This is a genomic window from Novosphingobium mathurense, from assembly GCF_900168325.1.
GTDB classification, from domain to species: Bacteria; Pseudomonadota; Alphaproteobacteria; order Sphingomonadales; family Sphingomonadaceae; genus Novosphingobium; species Novosphingobium mathurense.
Genome location: NZ_FVZE01000002.1, coordinates 632,475 through 651,113, shown reverse-complemented (window position 1 = coordinate 651,113; position 18,639 = coordinate 632,475). Strand labels below are relative to the sequence as shown.

General features: G+C 65.6%; 18 protein-coding genes. 9 read left to right on the top strand and 9 right to left on the bottom strand.

Features of this window, described 5'->3' with window-relative positions; genetic code table 11:
- Positions 1–334 precede the first annotated feature (334 nt).
- The 3 genes from B5483_RS09915 (at position 335) to B5483_RS09905 (ending at position 2,054) form a co-directional block, all read left to right on the top strand.
- Positions 335–1,285, top strand: a complete 951-nt coding sequence (locus B5483_RS09915) for a hypothetical protein (protein WP_079730199.1) — start codon at positions 335–337, stop codon at positions 1,283–1,285.
- Between the two features lie 51 nt (positions 1,286–1,336).
- Entirely contained in the window at positions 1,337–1,690 is a 354-nt protein-coding gene (locus tag B5483_RS09910; RefSeq protein ID WP_054945946.1) for a hypothetical protein, read from the top strand.
- Between the two features lie 61 nt (positions 1,691–1,751).
- On the top strand, positions 1,752–2,054 hold the full coding sequence (locus B5483_RS09905; RefSeq protein WP_054945945.1) for a hypothetical protein: 303 nt from the start codon (positions 1,752–1,754) through the stop codon (positions 2,052–2,054).
- 145 nt (positions 2,055–2,199) lie between these two features.
- Here the strand turns inward: B5483_RS09905 and ribA are convergent, their stop codons facing one another.
- From ribA to B5483_RS09865, 8 genes are all read right to left on the bottom strand, one after another.
- Entirely contained in the window at positions 2,200–3,279 is a 1,080-nt protein-coding gene (ribA, locus tag B5483_RS09900) for a GTP cyclohydrolase II (RefSeq protein WP_054946019.1), read from the bottom strand.
- Positions 3,276–4,067 carry an exodeoxyribonuclease III gene (gene xth / locus B5483_RS09895; protein ID WP_054945944.1) on the bottom strand — a complete coding sequence of 264 codons (792 nt, stop codon included), beginning with the start codon at positions 4,065–4,067 and terminating at the stop codon, positions 3,276–3,278. The genes ribA and xth overlap by 4 nt, the downstream gene beginning before the upstream one ends.
- Before the next feature lie 294 nt (positions 4,068–4,361).
- Positions 4,362–5,003 (bottom strand): LolA family protein, encoded by a 642-nt coding sequence (locus tag B5483_RS09890; protein WP_079730198.1) that lies wholly within the window; start codon positions 5,001–5,003, stop codon positions 4,362–4,364.
- 57 nt (positions 5,004–5,060) lie between these two features.
- Positions 5,061–5,228: a 50S ribosomal protein L33 gene (gene rpmG, locus B5483_RS09885; RefSeq protein ID WP_054945942.1), complete on the bottom strand. Its 168-nt coding sequence runs from the start codon at positions 5,226–5,228 to the stop codon at positions 5,061–5,063.
- A 146-nt stretch (positions 5,229–5,374) separates the two neighbouring features.
- Positions 5,375–6,169: a polyphosphate kinase 2 gene (gene ppk2 / locus B5483_RS09880; RefSeq protein WP_079730197.1), complete on the bottom strand. Its 795-nt coding sequence runs from the start codon at positions 6,167–6,169 to the stop codon at positions 5,375–5,377.
- 42 nt (positions 6,170–6,211) lie between these two features.
- Positions 6,212–7,018, bottom strand: coding sequence for an undecaprenyl-diphosphate phosphatase (locus tag B5483_RS09875; protein WP_079730196.1), 807 nt, complete (start codon positions 7,016–7,018; stop codon positions 6,212–6,214).
- A 141-nt stretch (positions 7,019–7,159) separates the two neighbouring features.
- Positions 7,160–9,286: a M13 family metallopeptidase gene (locus B5483_RS09870; protein WP_079730195.1), complete on the bottom strand. Its 2,127-nt coding sequence runs from the start codon at positions 9,284–9,286 to the stop codon at positions 7,160–7,162.
- A 100-nt stretch (positions 9,287–9,386) separates the two neighbouring features.
- Entirely contained in the window at positions 9,387–11,231 is a 1,845-nt protein-coding gene (locus B5483_RS09865) for an ABC transporter transmembrane domain-containing protein (protein WP_054945939.1), read from the bottom strand.
- 193 nt (positions 11,232–11,424) lie between these two features.
- On the opposite strand from B5483_RS09865, the gene B5483_RS09860 reads away from it, so the two are divergent.
- The 4 genes from B5483_RS09860 (at position 11,425) to B5483_RS09845 (ending at position 15,116) form a co-directional block, all read left to right on the top strand.
- Positions 11,425–12,669 (top strand): polyhydroxyalkanoate depolymerase, encoded by a 1,245-nt coding sequence (locus B5483_RS09860; protein WP_079730194.1) that lies wholly within the window; start codon positions 11,425–11,427, stop codon positions 12,667–12,669.
- 115 nt (positions 12,670–12,784) lie between these two features.
- Positions 12,785–13,459: a murein L,D-transpeptidase catalytic domain-containing protein gene (locus tag B5483_RS09855; RefSeq protein ID WP_079730193.1), complete on the top strand. Its 675-nt coding sequence runs from the start codon at positions 12,785–12,787 to the stop codon at positions 13,457–13,459.
- A 113-nt stretch (positions 13,460–13,572) separates the two neighbouring features.
- A complete protein-coding gene (locus tag B5483_RS09850) occupies positions 13,573–14,547 on the top strand; it encodes an XdhC family protein (protein ID WP_079730192.1) in 975 nt (324 codons plus the stop codon).
- On the top strand, positions 14,544–15,116 hold the full coding sequence (locus tag B5483_RS09845) for a nucleotidyltransferase family protein (protein WP_079730191.1): 573 nt from the start codon (positions 14,544–14,546) through the stop codon (positions 15,114–15,116). The genes B5483_RS09850 and B5483_RS09845 overlap by 4 nt, the downstream gene beginning before the upstream one ends.
- A gap of 6 nt (positions 15,117–15,122) precedes the next feature.
- On the opposite strand, the gene B5483_RS09840 is transcribed toward B5483_RS09845, so the two are convergent.
- Positions 15,123–15,632 (bottom strand): YqgE/AlgH family protein, encoded by a 510-nt coding sequence (locus tag B5483_RS09840; protein ID WP_231634627.1) that lies wholly within the window; start codon positions 15,630–15,632, stop codon positions 15,123–15,125.
- A gap of 310 nt (positions 15,633–15,942) precedes the next feature.
- Here B5483_RS09840 and B5483_RS09835 point away from each other — a divergent pair, with 310 nt between their 5' ends.
- Together B5483_RS09835 and B5483_RS09830 are read left to right on the top strand one after the other, a co-directional pair.
- On the top strand, positions 15,943–17,988 hold the full coding sequence (locus B5483_RS09835) for a TonB-dependent receptor plug domain-containing protein (protein ID WP_079730190.1): 2,046 nt from the start codon (positions 15,943–15,945) through the stop codon (positions 17,986–17,988).
- Between the two features lie 63 nt (positions 17,989–18,051).
- Complete coding sequence (locus B5483_RS09830) at positions 18,052–18,639, top strand: (2Fe-2S)-binding protein (protein ID WP_079730189.1); 588 nt, start codon at positions 18,052–18,054, stop codon at positions 18,637–18,639.

The window sequence follows — 18,639 nt, the reverse complement described above, 5'->3', positions numbered from 1 at the left end:
TGTAGGTTCGATCGGATGAGCCAATGCAAGGTTCCGAAGAGCCGGACCGTTGGGGATTCCTCAATCAGCGTTCCGGATCCTGCATCGGTTTCACCCGATGCGGTCCGACATCACGTGGCGCCTGTCCGGCAGAAACGATTGCGTTCCACACCAGCATGCGCCGCGCCAGAGGGGCCCGGCCCGCAGACCCCTTATTAAGACCGAATCGCTCAACTTTCAACATCAATCGGAGCAACTGCGGATAGCTGGCCAAGGATATGCCACGCCATTGCCCGTCCGACTGCGGCTTTCGGCGGTTTGCGCGATCTTAACCGGCGCGCCCTAGCAAGTGGCCATGCGCATGATCGCCCGACTCGCCGCCGCCGCGTCCGCCCTCGCCGCTTTGGCATTGCCCGCCGGTCCCTCGCTGGGGCAGACGGCGCCCTATAGCGTGGCCGAAACGGGCCGCAGCTACACCCGCCTGCAGGACGCGGTGGACGCCATCGGCAACGGCAAGGGCACCATCCTGTTCGCTTCGATGCGCTTTTCCGATTGCGCGGTGCAGACCCAGGGCGAGATCACCTACAAGGCGAAAGTGCCCGGTCAGTCCGTCCTCGATGGCGTTGCCTGCGAGGACAAGGCCGCGCTCGTTCTGCGCGGGCGCAGCGCCGCCGTCGAAGGCATGGTTTTCGCCAATATCCGCGTTGCCGACAAGAATGGCTCCGGCATCCGCCTCGAAGGCGGCAATCTCTCGGTAACGCAGAGCTGGTTCCGCGACAGCGAGCAAGGGCTGCTGGCCGGCGAAAATCCCCAAGGCACGATCGTCATCGACAAGTCCACCTTCACGCGCCTGGGCACGTGCGAAGGCGGCGGCGGTTGCGCCCATTCGATCTATGTCGGCAACTACGGCGCGCTCATCGTCACCCGCAGCCGCTTCGAGGCAGGGGCGGGCGGACATTACGCCAAGAGCCGCGCCCAGCGCGTTGCAATCCTCGATTGCAGCTTCGACGATTCGCGCGGGCGCGGGACCAACTACATGGTCGACCTGCCCGACGGCGCGACCGGCAAGATCGCCGACAACTGGTTCGTGCAGGGTCGCGACAAGGAAAACTATTCCGCCTTCATTGCGGTTGCAGCCGAACATCGCAATCACAGCTCGGAAGGGCTGGAGATCGAAGGCAACAATGCCCGATTCGCCCCGGGAATCGAGCGCAACAGCGCTTTCGTTGCCGACTGGTCCGGGGACAACCTGCGGCTGAGCGGGAATGTCCTGGGCCCCGGCCTCAAGCGTTACGAACGCCGCTGACCGACCAACCTCGGGGTTGCCAGCGCGCGTCATGAGCCTTAGCCGATAGCCATGACTTCGGGTCCGAGTCTCTTCCTGCGCATGCGCCTCTGGGCGGTGCTGCTGCTTGCCGCCATCGGCATGCAGGCGGCCGAACCCATTCGCGCGCCGCTCGAACGGGTCTCCGGATCGGCCTTCAGCGCCGCGACTCTCGACGTGGCGCTGGTCACTGCGCGCAAATCGGAAGCGGCGGCAACACAGGAACTGCCGGCACCGCCGATCACGCGCCTTGCGCCTGCCATGGCCATGCGCCCGGTGGCGGTCGCCGCCGGTCCGCGCCTGCGCCTGCTTCCCGAGGCCCGCGGTCCCCCGCCGCGCCAGCATCCTGCCCGACTACCTGATCTGCGCGGACCACCCGCCGCCTGAACTCGCACGCACCGGCGCCTGTCATGGCGCCTGACGCCAACGATTTCAGGAATGCTTCCACATGTCATTCGAAGATACCGGCGCGATCCGCGCTGACGAGCGTGCGCGCATCGTCAGCCTGCTGACGCGCTACCCCGATCTACCGGCCCCCGAGTTCGATGAACTCAAGACCTGGTTCGAGCGCGCCGCGACGCCGCTCGATCTCGGCCTGATCGCCGGCAACCCCGATGTTGCCGAGCAATACCGGGCCTTCCGCGAATCCCAGATCGACCGCTTCACCCAGCGCGACATCTGGAAGGCCGGAGCCTTTGCGGCGGCGATCTTCGCCGTGTTCGGCGGGATATACCTGCTGATGCCGCACTGACCCGGCAGGCCGGGGCGCGGGGCTTCCCCCCCAACCCCCAACCTCGCGTCCCGGCCGACCTTTCGACCTGGTCACTTCGTCTGCTGAGACGCGGAATGGCTCGTCACGCCGCAATCGCGGCGCGCGCGCCATACGGAACGCGCTGTCAGAGAATATGCCCGGTACGGTCGCGCTTGGTCTGTAGATAGCGTTCGTTGTGCGGGTTGGGCGGAAGCCGGTGCGGCACGCGCTCGGCCACCGATACGCCCACGGCCTCCAGCGCCTCGACCTTGGCCGGGTTGTTCGTCATCAGCCGGATCTCGTGAACGCCGAGCAGGTCGAGCATGCGCGCGGCGACCGGGAAGTCCCGCGCCTCCGTTGGCAGGCCCAGCCGATTGTTGGCATCGACCGTGTCGAAGCCCTGGTCCTGCAGGCGATAGGCGCGCAGCTTGTTGATCAGACCGATCCCGCGCCCTTCCTGGCGCATGTAGAGCAGCACACCCCAGCCCCCGGCCCGCGCTTCCTCGGCCATGGCCCGAAGCGCGGCGTCCAGCTGCGGACCGCAATCGCACTTGAGGCTGCCGAGGATGTCGCCGGTCAGGCACTCGGAATGCAGCCGCACCAGCGGGGCGCGATCGCCGTCCTGTTCGCCGATCACCAGCGCGACATGCTCACGCAAGTCGTCGTAGGAACGGAACGCGACGATCTCCGCATCCTCGCAGGCCGCGACAGGCAAACGCGCACGCGAGGCGACGGCAAGGCGCGCGGTGTCCTTCCATGCATCCAGATCGGCAGGCGAAACGTCCTGCACATCTCCGTCCATCGTCGGCGCCACGAGGAAGGCCGGAAGAATTCCGGCCAGGCGCGCGAGTTCCATGGCAGCGCGCGCGACTTCCATGTCATCGATGTGCTCGGCGGCGAAAGGCCCCTTCATCGGATGGACGAGGTCGAGCGCCGGGTCGGAGACCGCACGGGCCGTTTCGAGATCGAAAGGCTCGGCCGCGCGGATCATCACCGGAGCCTCGGGCACGGCTGCCTCGCGCTGGTTGGCCAGCTTGAGCGTGACGGCGCGTGCCGCCGAGATCAGCATGCGCGGCGCGGCGACGTCGGGGCCGAAACCGGTTTCGGCCGGCAGCAGCACCGGCCCGCCGCCGACCCTGATCGGCCAGCCGTGCCGCAATGCATCGAGCGCCAGCGCAACGCGGCGCGGCCCGCTCGCCGGGGTCGAGGCACCCGCCTCGCTCAGAGGTCGAACTCCGTGACCAGCGGCACGTGGTCGCTGGGCTGTTCCCACTTGCGCGTTTCCTCGACGAAACGGTGCGCCGTGGCCTGCCCGGCAAGGTCCGGCGAGGCCCACATGTGATCGAGGCGGCGGCCCTGGTCCTTGTTGCGCCAGTAGCTGCGGTAGGACCACCAGGAATAGTTGCGCTCCGGCGCCGGGATAAACTTGCGGCCAAGGTCGACCCAGCCATGCGCATCCCGGAAGCGGCCCAGCGTCTCCACCTCGATCGGGGTGTGGCTGACGACCTTGAGCAGCGCCTTGTGGTCGTAGACGTCGCATTCGAGCGGGGCGATGTTGAAGTCGCCCACGATCAGCGTCGGGCGATCGATCTTGTCCGCCCAAGCCGTCATGCGGGCGAGGAAGTCCAGCTTCTGGCCGAACTTGGGATTGACCTCGCGGTCGGCCACGTCGCCGCCCGCCGGAATGTAGACGTTTTCGAGGATCAGGCCCTTGCCCTGCCCCTGCAGTTCCACGCCGACGTGGCGGGCCTCGCCGTTGTCCTGCCAGTCGTGGCGGCTGTATTCCGCGAACGGCACGCGGCTGACCGTGGCAACGCCATGGTAGCCCTTCTGACCGTGGATCGCGCGATGGGTATAGCCCAGTCGCTCGAACATCTCGTGCGGGAAGAGGTGCTCGGCAACCTTGATCTCCTGCAGGCACAGGACATCGGGCGACTGTTCAGTCAGGAAGCGCTCGACCTGATCGATGCGAAGGCGGACAGAATTGATGTTCCAGGTGGCAATCTTGAGCATGTCAGGGGCTTTAGGTGCGCGCCGAGCGAATTGCCAGTGCCGCTTGCGATCCTCGCTGCAGTTCCAAAGGAAAACCCTCGACCCGGGGGCAGGGGGTCGAGGGTTCCATAAGCGTTCGTCACGCTAAGCCAGAAGCGCTCTTAAGGAGGCGCGGGCAACAGGGGGGAAACCCGCCTCGAGCCGCTCTGACAAGATCAATCTAGGATCGATTGGCTTGCTGCCAAGTGAACAGAATTAAGGAAAGTGTCGCAGTTTGTCGCAGGTGCCACACAATCAGCGACGAACCGGGGATTCCTATCGACGAGTGCGACGGCGCGGATCGTTCCAGCGGAAGTCGTTATCCGTCACCGGCACGCCGTAGCGCTGGTTCTTGAGCTGGATCGTCGTGCGCTTGTTCTGCGAATCGAGCGCGACCCAGTAGGTCAGTTCCAGACCGCCCGGCGCCGACGGCTTGCGGGTGAAGATCAGGGTAATCACGCCGTACTCGGGGTGCTTGCTGTCGCGCACCTCGACGCTGACCACGTTGGGGTTGCCGGTGGGCCTGACCGTGCCGAACTTCGCCACGTCGCGGTTGGGATCGAGCAGCGCGCCGAGCGGACTGTTGCTGATCGGCCAGCGCTGGACCTGGTTGACGTCGTAGTCGATCATCGTGAGCGCCTTGCCGTCGCTCACGATCAGCATGTTGACGCTCTTTTCGTACTGGAAACGGATACGGCCCGGACGCTTGAGCGTCAGGGTGCCGGTCACCGACTGGCCCGTGCGATCGGTCTGCACGAAATCCGCGCGCATCGTCGAGATGCCGCGCAGGGCGGTCACCGCCTCGTTCAGCTGGGCGCTTTCGGCGTTCGTGGCGGCAAGCGCCACTTCACCGGGAACGAGGGCTGGAACGGCAAGCGCGGCCAAAGCGGCCGCGCCAACACAGGATCGAAAGGTCATTCGCATTCGTTTCATGGCTATGTCCCTAGGTACACAGCCTTGAACCGACCGTGAACCTTACTTGATCTTGGCTTCCTTGAACTCGACGTGCTTGCGCACGACGGGGTCGTACTTGCGAAAGCTCATCTTCTCGGTCGTGTTCCGCGGATTCTTCTTGGTGACGTAGAAAAATCCAGTGTCGGCGGTGGAAACCAGCCGGATCTTGACAGTTGCGGGCTTCGCCATGGCGTTTTCCTGTAATCTCTGCGTTTCAGCCGCCCTGGCGGCCGGCATGTCCGTTGAAAACAATCGAGGACGGTCAGCAAGGACCGCCCCTCAAGGCTGCGGCCCATGCTTCAGCGTCGGCGCAAAGTCAAGTCGCCCGAGGCCTTTCAGTCCTCCGGAAAGGGCCGGATCGGCTCAAGAACGTCGAATTTCTCTTTCAGCGGCTTGTGATCGAGCGGTTCCATCTCCAGCGGCGCCGGATCGACGCGGGTATCCGGCAGCCGATCGAGCAAGTCGCGAATCAGGGTGAGTCGACCCCGGTGCTGGTCATTGAAGTCCACCAGCGTCCAGGGTGCATGGCGCGTATGGGTCGCCTTGAGCATCTGCGCCCGCGCCTTCGTATAGTCCTCGTACTTGAGCCGGGCGGCCAGATCGACGGGCGAAAGCTTCCAGCGCTTTAGCGGATCCTCGAGACGTTCGAACAGGCGCTCCTCCTGCTGCTCCTGATCGCAGGCCAGCCAGTACTTGAACAGGAGGATGCCGTCCTCGACCAGCATCCTTTCGAAGTCGGGGGCATCGCGCAGGAAAGCCTGGACCTGCGGCTCGGTCGCATAGCCCATGACTTTCTCCACCCCGGCGCGGTTGTACCAGCTGCGGTCGAACAGGACGATTTCGCCCCGGGCCGGCAAGTGCGGGACGTAGCGCTGGAAATACCACTGGCCCTGCTCTCGCTCACTGGGCGCGGACAGGGCGATAACGTGGACCTGCCGGGGATTGAGCTTGGCGGCGATGGCGTTGATCGCCCCGCCCTTCCCTGCCGTATCCCGGCCTTCGAACAGGACCAGGATGCGCGCGCCGGTAGCGGCGGCCCAGCGGGCCATGCCGACCAGTTCCTCTTCCATGGGCTCGAGCAGCTTGTCGTAGGCCTTGCGGCCCAGCTTGTCCTTCTGCTTCTTGCCCATGTCAGATCATTCCCGTTCCAGCATGGCCTGTGGCGATGCGGCCTATGTCAGCAGGTAAAGTGCCAGAGAACCGGCGGCGATGCGATACCACGCGAACGGCGAGAAACCCGAGCGGCTGACGAAAGCCATGAACGCCTTGATCACCACCAGCGCGACCACGAAGGACACGACGAAGCCCACCGCGATCTCGCCCCAGCCGACAGGACCGGCACCTGCCATGAGCTGCTCGCGCGCGCCCAGCAGTTCCAGCGTGGTGGCGCCCATCATCGTGGGCACCGCAAGGAAGAAGCTGAACTCGGCAGCGGTGCGGCGCTCCACACCCATCGCCAGTGCGCCCATGATCGTCGCGCCCGAACGGCTGACACCGGGCACCATGGCCAGGCACTGGGCGAGGCCAATGCCCATGCAGGTCTTCATCGAAAGCTCGGACACGCCGGTCAGCGGCCCCTGCCTGGCCACCTTCTCGATGACGAGAATGGCGATGCCGCCGACGATCAGCGCCCAGCCTACGACGCTCGGCTGACCCAGCAGCCCCTCGATCCAGTCCTTGAGCAGCAGCCCGAGCACCGCCGAGGGCAGGAAGGCCAGCAGGACGTTGCGCACGAAGCGGATCGACACGGGCTCAAGCTTGAGCAGGCCCATGCCCACGGCCCAGAACGTGCGCCAGAACTGCACGATCACGGCCAGGATCGCGCCCAGCTGGATGACGATGTTGAAGGTCGCCCATTGGGCGGCATCGTATCCGAACAGTTCGGTAGCAAGGATGAGATGGCCGGTCGACGAGACCGGCAGAAACTCGGTGAGTCCCTCGACGATGCCAAGGAGAATTGCGGTAAGGGTCAGGTCCATCGCGGCGCAACCAAGCCGCAGCGCCCGGGCAAGTCAAGGCGGCACCCGCTGCAATGCAAAATAGTCAGGTCGAAAAACGGGATGACCTGCTGATCCCCCGCGCAAAAATGCCCGGGACAGGACCTGCCCCGGGCACCGAAATCACCAGATCCGCACGCGTTGGTCGGGCGGGAGGTAGAGCTTGTCGCCCGGCTTGACGTCGAAGGCCTTGTACCATTCGTCGAAATTCCGGACGATGCCGTTGATCCGATAATGCGGCGGCGAGTGCGGGTCGGTCATCAGGTACTGGCGCGCCTGCTCCTCGCGCACCTTCGAACGCCACACCTGCGCCCAGGCCATGAAGAAGCGCTGGTCGCCGGTATAGCCGTCGATCACCGGAGCTTCCTTGCCGTTCAGCGAAAGCCTGTAGGCGCGGTAGGCAAGGCTGAGGCCGCCCAGATCGCCGATGTTCTCGCCCATTGTCAGCTTGCCGTTCACGCAGGTCTTGCCGTCGTCGTAGGGACAGAAGGCATTGTACTGCGCTTCGAGCTTGTCCTGCAGCTTCTGGAAATTGGCCTTGTCCGCAGCCGTCCACCAGTCGCGCAGGTTGCCCGTGCCGTCCGACTTGGCACCCTGGTCGTCGAAGCCATGGCCCATCTCGTGGCCGATCACGCCGCCGATCGCGCCGTAATTGACCGCAGGGTCGGCCGAGAGATTGAAGAACGGCGGCTGCAGGATCGCGGCCGGGAAGACGATCTCGTTGAAGGGCGGATTGTAGTAGGCGTTGACCGTCTCGGGCAGCATGAACCATTCGGCGCGATCGACCGCCTTGCCGATACGGTTCATGTCGTAGTTGTTCTGCCACTTGCCCGCGGCCATCATGTTACCCAGCGGATCGTTCCCCGTGAAAGTCAGGCCCTCGTATTCCTTGAAGGTAGCGGGCGCACCGATCTTGGGCGTGAAGGCATCGAGCTTGGCCTCGGCTTCCTTGCGGGTCGCCGCGCCCATCCACGACAGGTCGCTCAGGTTGAGCGCCATCGCCTTGCGCAGATTGGCGACGAGATCCTCCATCGCCGCCTTGTTCTCGGGCGGATAGTACTTTTCGGCGTAGATCTTGCCGAGCAGTTCGCCGGCCATCCCCTCGACGGCGCTGATGCCGCGTTTCCAGCGGGGACGCTGTTCGGGCTGGCCGGTCAGCGTCTTGCCGTAGAAGTCGAAAGTCGCATCGTCGATGTCGCTGGGCAGGACCGAAGCGTGGTCGCGCAGGAAGTGCGCCGCCAGCCAGGCCTGCCAGACCGCGACGGGCACTTCGTCGACCAGCTTGATCGCGGCCGGGAGCCCGCCTCCGAAGAGGGTCTGGGCCTTGGCCGCGTCGATCTTGGCTTCCTTGAGCTCCTCGGCCGTCGGCGGAATCTCCGAAGCGATGACGTAGCTCGCCTTGCCCGCGCCCACGGTATCCATGAAGGTCCGCACGAGGCCGGCGGAGCCGAACGCCTCGAAATCGCTCATCGACAGCTTGTTGTAGGTGAGGTCGCGGTTGCGCGCGGCGGCGCGGTCCCAGTCGGCCTGGGCGATGCGCATTTCCAGCGACATGACCGCCTTGGCCGCCGAAGCCGGATCGGCGTAGCCCGCCTTGCCAAGCACGAAAGTCAGGTAATCGAGATACTTGGCCCGGATTTCCTGCGACCGCGCATCGTCCTTGAGGTAATAGTCGCGGTCAGGCAGGCCAAGGCCGGTGATGGCGGCCTGCAGCGCGTAGACATCGCTCTGTTTGGGGTCGGCATCGACATAGACGCCCAGCGGCGATGCATAGCCCGGCGAGGCGAAGAGCTTCATCAGGTCGGTCGGCGTCTTCGCCGCGAAGATCGCATCGAGATAGGGACGCGCCGGCTTGAGCCCGGCCGCGTTGATCGCGTCGGTATCCATGAACGCCGAATAGGCGGCCGCGACTCGCGCGGCGTCGGTTCCCGGCGCCGGCTTGGATGCCAGAAGATCATCCATGATGCCGTGAAGGCGCTGGGTTGAGAGTTCCCGCAATTCGTCGAACGAACCCCAGCGGGTGCGGTCGGAAGGCAGTTCGGTGGTCTCGATCCATTTGCCGTTCACGAACGTGTCGAAGTCGTCGCCCGGCTTGACGTCCTTTTCCATCCACTGGGTCTGGACCCCGAAATCGCCCCAATCGGCGGTTGCCGGATTGTCGGCCGCAATCAGCGGGGAGGCGGAAAGACTGAATACGAAAGCTGAAATGGCGGCGCTCGACGCAAGCGCCCTGCCGAGAATTCGAGGCATGCCTGATCCTTTTTCGGATTGTTCGACACGAGACTGAACGAGTCCGGATGACCCGCCAATGAAGCGCAACATAATTTCCTTGTTGCGCAATTCCAGTCTTTTAGGCGTCCTGCGGCGAGCGTTGGTCGGGGCGCATGTCGAATTGCAGCGATGCCAACCGCGCGTAAAGCCCGCCCGCAGCCGAGAGCGTGTCGTGCGTGCCCTGCTCGACGATGCGCCCGTCATCCATGACGATGATGCGGTCGGCCTGCCTTACCGTCGCAAGGCGGTGCGCGATCACGAGCGTCGTGCGGCTCTTCATCAGGCGGTCGAGCGCGTCCTGCACCAGTCGCTCGCTTTCGGCGTCGAGCGCGCTGGTCGCCTCGTCGAGCAGGAGGATCGGCGCCTCGCGCAGCAGCGCGCGGGCAATCGCGATGCGCTGGCGCTGGCCACCGGACAGGCGGGCGCCGTCTTCACCGAGGAAGGTGTCGAGGCCCTGTGGAAGGTCCTTCAGGAACTGCTCGGCATTGGCGGCGCGCGCGGCCTGCCAGATCGCCTCGTCGTCCGCAGTCCAATTGCCGTAACGCAGGTTGTCGCGTGCGCTGGCGGCAAACAGTACGCCCTCCTGCGGCACGAGCGCGATGCGCTGGCGGATTTCGGCGGGATCGGCCGATGTCAGCGGCACGCCGTCGATCTTGATGGACCCGCTCTGCGGATCGTAGAATCGCTCGGCCAGCTGGAACAGGGTCGACTTGCCCGCCCCCGAAGGGCCGACGATCGCCACGGTTTCGCCGGGATCGACGGTCAGGCTGAAATCCTTGAGCGCCGCCAGTTCGGGGCGGGTGGGATAGCGGAACGTCACGCTCTCGAAGGCGAGCTTGCCGCGCGCCGGACTGGGCATCGCCTGCGGCCGCGCCGGAGGCGAGATCGCCGGACGCTCGCCCAGCAGTTCGGCCAGGCGGCTGGCCGCGCCCGCACCGCGCACGAGATCGCCATAGACTTCGGTCAGCGATCCGAAGGCGCCCGCTACGATGCCTGCCGTAACCACGAATGCCGCGATCGTGCCACCGGTGATCGTGCCTTCCGCAACGCCGACCGCGCCGCGCCACATGATGACGGTGATCGAACCGAAGATGAGGAACATGATGACCGCGGTCATGATCGCGCGGATGGTGATGCGCCGCTTGCCGGTCTCGAAAGTGCGCTCGACCGCCTCGCCGAAGCGGCCCATCTCGCGGCCTTCCTGATTGAAGGCCTGCACCACGCGCAGGGCGCCGAAGACTTCCGAGGTCATCGCGCCGATGTCGGCCACGCGGTCCTGGCTGGTGCGCGAGACCGCCCGCAGCCTCCTGCCGAATGTCGCAATCGGCAAGATCACGAGCGGAATCGCGACGATCAGGCCGATCGTGAGCGTCGGGGCCAGGGCAAAGAGGTAGGCCACGCCGCCGATCGCCATGATCGCGTTACGCAAGGCGACCGAGACGGTCGTTCCGACGATCTGCTCGATGATCGCGGTGTCCGCGGTCATGCGCGAGGCGATTTCCTTGGGACTGTTTTCCTCGAAGAAACTGGGCGAAAGCGACAGCAGGTGGCGCTGGACGCGCAGGCGAATGTCGGCAACGACTCGCTCACCCAGCCAGGAAACGCTGTAGAAACGGATCGCCGTGGCAACGGCCAGAACGGCAACGATGCACAGCAGGGCGATGAACCACTTGCGGATCGCCGTCGGGTCTGCGCCTTCGGCGAAGCCCTGGTCGATTATCTGGCGGAACCCGTAAGGAATCGCGAGGGTAGAGGTCGCCGTGGTGATCAGCGCACAACCGGCAATCGCCATGCGTCCGGGATAGTGGAACAGCTCGCGCCAAACCATGCGCAGCGGCCCCAGACTCTTGCGACGCGGCGATTCCTCGCCTGTCGTCGAGGCTTCACTCTGCGGCGTTAGGGTCTGGCCCGGATTGGCGTCCATGCGCGGCCCCTTACCGCGTTGAGACGCTAAGGGAAAGGCCCGAGTCCCGGGCAAGGCTGCAGGTGCCCACAGGGTCGTACAATTGCTATGCAAAAGACTGAAAATGGAAATGCCGCATTGCACAACAATCGATTCATCCCCAGAATGAAGGGAATCGTCAGGACGGCTGCGTGCGGCGGCCAGGAGATGAACCTTGCTTTACAACATGTATGAATTGCAGCGCACCATGCTTGGTGGCGCAGCGGCTTGGGCTTCGGTCGGTGCCGAAATGCTCACGAACCCGAGCCTTCCCATCGGGTATTCCGGTTTCGGACCGATCATGGCTTCGGCGCTCGAAGTCTTCGCCCACGCGGCATCCCCGCGCGGCAAGCCCGAATTCGACATCGAGACCGTGTCGATCGGCGATGCCACCTACCCCGTCACCGAGGCGATCGTGCTCCACCGCCCCTTCGGCAACCTGCTGCGCTTCGATCACCCAGGCCTGCCCGAAAACGCGCCCAGGCTGCTGATCGTCGCTCCGATGAGCGGCCACTACGCAACTCTCCTGCGCGGGACTGTCGCCCGCATGCTGGAAACGTGCGAGGTCTACATCACCGATTGGGCCGACGCGAAGCTGGTGCCGGCCTCCGCCGGCCGCTTCGATCTCGACGACTACATCGACTACCTTGTCGATTTCCTCCACCACATCGGCCCGGGCACGCACATGCTGGCCGTGTGCCAACCGTCGGTTCCGGCATACGCTGCAGCAGCCATCATGGGCGCCAAGAAGGACCCCTGCCGTCCCGCGACGCTGACGATGATGGGCGGCCCGATCGACACCCGCGAGGCGCCCACCAGCGTCAACGACGTCGCGATGCAGCAGCCGCTTTCATGGTTCGAACACAATGTCATTGCCGAAGTCCCGCTGACCTATCCGGGCAGCGGCCGCCGCGTCTATCCGGGCTTCCTGCAGCTTACCGGCTTCATGGCGATGAACCTGGGCAGCCACATGATGAGCCATTACGGCATGTTCAAGCACCTCGTCGAAGGCGACGGGGAAAGCGCGGCTGCCACCAAGGCCTTCTATGACGAGTACCGCTCGGTCTGCGACATGACCGCAGACTTCTACCTGCAGACGGTCGAGCACGTGTTCCAGAGGCATTCGCTGCCCAAGGGCGAATTCGTCCACCGCGGCGAGCGGATCGACCTGGGCGGCATCCGCGATACCGCGCTGCTCGCAGTCGAAGGCGAGAATGACGACATTTCCGGCATCGGCCAGACCAGGGCCGCCCTGCACCTTGCAACGCACCTGCCGGAAGAGCGCAAGAAGTACTACCTCGCCGAAGACGTGGGCCACTACGGCATCTTCAACGGCAGCAAGTGGCGCAACCGGATTGCGCCGGTCCTGGAAGACTGGATCAGGCAGCACCAGAAAACCGCGCTCAAGGTGGTCGCCTGATGCGGCCCGCAGGCACCTCCGGCCCGTGAACCGGCGCGCCGGCCTGCCCCGACCGCAGGCCGGCAAGCTGCGGACCTGACTGGAAGTTGCTGCGGGAAAGCGCTATATTGATCCGATGGATTGGAATGTCGGACGGCGAACGGTTCTCAAGGGTGCAATTGCGGCGGGCGCCGGAATTGTCTTGCCCGGTCGCGCACTCGCGGTCGACGCTTCCGCCTCCAGCCTGAATCCCTACGAACGCAAGATCATGGACGTCGCTGCCCGCCAAGCGGAGCGCGTCGGCAACAAGGTCTGGCGTACCGATCTGGTCGGGGTTGCCGATTTCGCCCAGCCCTCGTGGAAACCGCGCCTGCATTTCGCCAATATCGAGACCGGAACCGTCCGCAGCTTCCTGCTCGCACACGGCAGGGGGTCCGATCCGGAGCACAGCGGCTGGCTGCAGCGCTTTTCCAACACGCCGGGCTCCGAAGCCACCTCGCGCGGGGCCTTCCTCACCTGCGAATGGTACAAGGGCAAGTACGGCACCTCGATCCGCCTCGTCGGGCTGGACGAGGACAATTCGATGGCCCTTCAGCGCGCCATCGTCATGCATCCGGCCTGGTACGTCGACCAGACGATGATCGAAAAGTGGGGCAAGCTCGGCCGCAGCGAAGGCTGTTTCGCCATGAGCAATTCGAACTTCAACGAAGCGCTCTGGCACCTTTCGGGCGGACGCCTGCTCTACGCCGACCGGATCGGCGAAGACGAAACCTGGGCGGCTTCCCCGCAAATTTCCGAGCCTGAAGGTTAATCCCTGCAACGCGGGAGCAACCTGCCTCCCCGGCGCGCATCCCGGCACCTGCATTGCAATGCGCTTCGCCGGACCGTACGTCCGCGCCACTGACCGGAGCAGACCACAGATCGATGGACGGGCATATCGATAACGCTGACTGGCCGCTTTTCGGGTGGGTCGACGATGTGCGTCCCGCTCTGGCGGAGGCAGCGACTGCCGGTCGCCCTGCCGTGCAGGCCACCCTGTACCGCGTCGAAGGCAGCGCCCCGCGCGGTCCCGGCGCGCAGATGGTATTCGACGGTTCTGCCGCGAGCGGCTATTTCTCGGGAGACTGCATCGAAGGCGACGTCGCCAGCCACGCCGCGCGCGTTCTGGCCGACGGCGAGCCGCGACACCTGCACTACGGCGCCGGCAGCCCGTGGATCGACATTCGCCTGCGCTGCGGTGGCGCGCTTCACATCTTGCTCGAGCGCATCCAGCCAGACGACAAAGCCCTGCGCGAACTGCTGCGCCATGCGGCCGAACGTCGGCCCTGCCAGTGGCACAGCGACGGGACGGTGCGCCGTGTCTCGGCGCAGCCCGGGGCGCTGCTGAGCCTGACGGACCGGCCCTTCTCGCTTTCCCGCCGCTACGATCCGCCCCGCAGGCTGATCGTTTCCGGGGGCGATCCCGGCGCCTTGGCGGCGGCGCAGCTCGGCGCCCTTGCCCAGTTCGAAACCTACCTTGTGCGTCCGGACGGCCCTTCCTCCCCGCCACCGTTTCCGGTCTCCGGATACCTGCGGGAAATGCCGACCCAGGTACTCGAGCGCCTCGGCGTCGATCGCTGGACGGCATACCTTGGTGCCACGCACGAGGATCACCACGATCTGGGCGGATGCCTCGCGGCCCTGCGCGGCAAGGCAGGCTATGTCGGCATGATCGGTGCGAAGTCGCGCGCGGCCGGACGCATGGCCGCTCTCGAAGCTGCCGGAGCGACGCCGCAGGAACTGGACGCCCTGCACCTATCGCCGGGCATCACCGGCCTCGGCAAGTCGCCGTGGGAAGTCGCCACCGGCATCATCGCCGAGATCATGCAGGCCCTCAATCCGGCCAAAGAGCGCGCATGACGCGCGTCGCGCTGGTCCTCGCGGCCGGATCGGCGACGCGCTTCGGCAGCGACAAGCTCTCCGCGACGTTGAATGGCGAACCGCTGCTGTTCCATGCCATCCGTGCCGCGCGCGCCGCGCCGGTCAGCCGCGTCATCGTCGTCGCCCGCCCCGGCCTCGAAATCGGGGACTGGCAAGGTTCGCCATCCGTTGACGTCGTGCGCATCGCCAGCGAGGCCCTTTCGCAGTCCTTGCAGGCAGGCATCGCTGCCGCCGCGGGAGCCGAGGGGGCCTACGTCTTCCTTGGCGACATGCCGCACATCCCGCACCATATCGCCAGCCATCTCGCCCGCGCGATCGGCGATGGCTTTGCCGCCATGCCATGCGAGGGCGGTCACCCCGGCCATCCTGTGCTGCTATCCGCCCGCGCCTATCCGGCGATTGCCGGGCTCACGGGCGATCAGGGCGCGGGCAGACTGCTGCGTCAGCGCTCGGACGTTGTCTTCGTCGATTGCACGGATCCGGCGATCCACGCCGATGTCGACGTGCCAGCAGACCTGGCGCAGTTGAGAGGAAACCAGCCGGGCTAAGCGGCGTCAGGCCTGCCCGGTGGCATTGGACAGCAGCGCGGGATCGATGCCCTCGGCTTGCCAGGTCGCGTTCCAGCGATCTTCCACGGGCGTATCGAACAGCACTTCGGGATGCGGATCGGCCGCGTACCAGCCGTGATGGCGCATTTCCCCTTCCAGCTGCCCGGCGCCCCAGCCTGCATAGCCAAGCGCCATCAGCCAGCGGCTCGGCCCGCGCCCTTCGGCAATGGCGCGCAGCACTTCCATCGAGGCGGAGAGGGCACAGAGCGGCTGCACCGCGATCGTATCTGATCCGCCCCAGTCGGTGGAATGGAGCACGAAACCGCGCCCCGGCTCGACCGGTCCGCCGTTGCAGACTGCACGGTCGGGCGCATCGCCGGGATCGATGCCGAGTTCGCCAAGGACATCATGGAACGTCACGCCTTCGCGGACCTGACCGATGCCGATGCCCAACGCCCCATTCTCGTCATGCACGCACATTACGTTGACCGAGCGCTCAAAACGGGGATCGAACATGCCCGGCATGGCCAGCAGGATCCGGCCGGAAAGATATTGTTCTTCAGTCACTCGGCAATTCTACGCCCTTGGGCAGGCCCGGCAAGCGAGATCGGCATCCGCCGCGCTCGATCCGGCGCAAACCTGACTGAAGAACCAAGGAAAACGGAGGTTTTGAAGCGCCGGCCCCCTCCCCCCGAAGGGGACCGGCGCGCCCGTCTCGGAAATAAACCAAGCGGGTCACGAGGGGTAACTAACCGAAAGTTGCAGCGAGTTCCACTGTCGTCGTCAATAACTTGCAAGTATCTCGGTTATGACTATCCAAGCGCGCATGGCCCATGATCGAATTCGTTATCTTGCAAGCACTTCGCTCGTCATCGCAGCTGCGATTGTTTCCACCGTTCCGGCTCATGCCGAGAATGCGGGCGACACGCCCTCCTCACCGATCGTCGTGACCGGGCGCGGGCTGGAGGAAAGCCCTGCGACACCGGCATACGATGTGGAACGGATCGATCGCGACCAGATCGTGACCAGCGCATCGGGCCGGATCGAGGACGTGCTGTCCTCCATCGCCGGGTTCCAGCAGTTCCGCCGCTCCGACAGCCGTTCGTCCAACCCTTCGGCGCAAGGCGTCACCCTGCGCGCGCTCGGCGGCAATGCGTCGAGCCGCACGCTCGTCCTGCTCGATGGCGTACCGGTCGCCAATCCTTTCTTCGGCTACATCCCCCTCAGCGCCCTAACGCCCGACCGGCTCGCCTCGATCCGCGTGACCCGCGGCGGCGGCGCGGGCGCCTTCGGCACCGGCGCGGTATCGGGCACGATCGAACTGACCAGCGCCGGGCCGCGCGACATGGGACCGCTGCAGGCTCTCGCCCTCGTCAACGATCGCGGTGAAACGCAGACATCGGCAACGCTTGCGCCCAATCTCGGGGCCGGCTTCCTCGTTGCCAGCGTCCAGTGGGACCGTGGCCAGGGCTTCTGGACGACGCCCGGGTCGCAGCGCGTCGATGCCTCGTCGCGGGCTGCCTATGACAGCTGGTCGGCCAGCCTGCGCGGCGTCGCTCCGCTCAACGACACCGTCGAACTGCAGGCCTCGGCCATGGCCTATGACGACCGGCGTACCCTGCGCTTCAAGGGCGCGGATTCGACTTCGTCCGGCCAACAGGCCTCGCTGCGTCTCGTCGGCCGGGGCGATTGGCAGTTCGACGTTCTGGGTTATGTCCAGGCGCAGGACTTCTCGAACGTCGTGATCAGCTCGACGCGTTTCGTGAAGGCGCTGGACCAGGCCAAGACGCCGACGACCACCGTCGGCGGCAAGTTCGAGCTGCGTCCCCCGGTCGGCGACGCGCATGTCCTGCGCATGGGTGCCGACATCCGCCTGACCCAAGGGCGACTGCTGGAAATGCCCTACAGCACTTTCACCGGCGCGCGCACCGCGATCCGCCGGGCCGGTGGCGACCAGTCCGACGTCGGCTTCTACGTCGAGGACGACTGGACGCTCGGCAATCTCGTCCTGACTGCGGGCGGGCGCGCGGACCGCTGGACGATCCGCAACGGTTTCTATCGCGAAATCACGCCCGGCGGCGCGGTCAACGAGGATACCGCCTTCGCCGACCGTTCGGGCTGGACCGGCAATGTGCGCGGCGGCTTCGTGTGGCACCCAAGCAACACCGTATCCTTGCGCGCAGCCGCCTACACCGGCATGCGCATGCCCACGCTGAACGAACTTTACCGTCCCTTCGTGGTCTTCCCGGTGGTCACGCAGGCCAATGCCGCGCTGAAGCTCGAAAAGCTGCGCGGTTACGAAGTGGGCGTCGACACCCGCCCGTTCGAGGCCCTGACCCTCTCGCTGACGGCTTTCGACAACAAGCTCAAGAATGCGATTGCCAACGTCACCCTCTCCGATGACGGCAACTTGCGCCAGCGCCAGAACGTCGACGCGATCCGCGCGCGCGGTCTGGAGGCAAGCGCCGCGCTCGACCTCGGACAAGTCCAGTTCGACGGCTCGCTGAGCTGGACCGATTCCGAAGTGCAAGCGAGCGGCATCCAGGCCGATCTCGACGGCATGCGTCCTTCGCAGGTTCCCAAGCTTGCGGCCAGCGGCACCATCGCCTGGCTGCCCAAGCCGGGCTGGCGCATCGCGGCGACGGTGCGCCACGTCGGTCGCCAGTTCGAGGACGACCAGCAAACGCAGGCGCTACCTGCCTTCACCACGCTCGATGCCTATATGAAAGTTCCCGTCATGCCGCTGGTTTCCGTGGTGCTCCGGGGCGAAAATCTGACCGACGAGACGATCATCACCCGCGATCAGGCAGGCTCCATCGACCTCGGCACGCCGCGCACCGTTTGGGCAGGCCTGCGCGTCGGTTTCCGGTAGGCTTTCACAAGAGGCTTGCGTCAGGCTCTGGCTCTTCGCGCATCCAGCGCATAAGGAAGCCCGATGTCGCGCATGACCGTCAACGACCGGCCGGTCGCATTCGAGATGGATCCGCAGACGCCCCTGCTGTGGGCGCTGCGCGACGCTGCCAATCTTACCGGCACGAAGTACGGCTGCGGCGTCGGCGATTGCGGGGCCTGCACGGTTCTGGTCGACGGTTCCCCGCTGCGATCGTGCCTGATCACCATTGCCGAATGCGAAGGCCGTTTCGTCAAGACCATCGAAGGGCTTTCGGACGACCGCTCGCACCCGGTGCAACAGGCCCTCGTCGCCGAGCAGGCGATCCAGTGCGGGTTCTGTACGCCGGGCATCGTCATCAATGCCGCGGCGCTGCTGGCGCGCAATCCCGACCCGGACGAGGCGGAAATCAAGCAGGCGATCCCCAACCTGTGCCGCTGCGGCGTCTATCCGCGCCTCGTGCGCGCGGTGCAACGCGCCGGCCGGGTCATGCGCCGCGAAGAGACCATCAGCGCGGCGCCGGCTCCGGGCATCACCGCCGAAGACGCGGCGCGGGCCGTCCCCGCGCTGGCGCCCGAACCCGCTGCCTCTGCCGGCACCACCGGCACCGCTACCGACATCCCCGAGGAATAA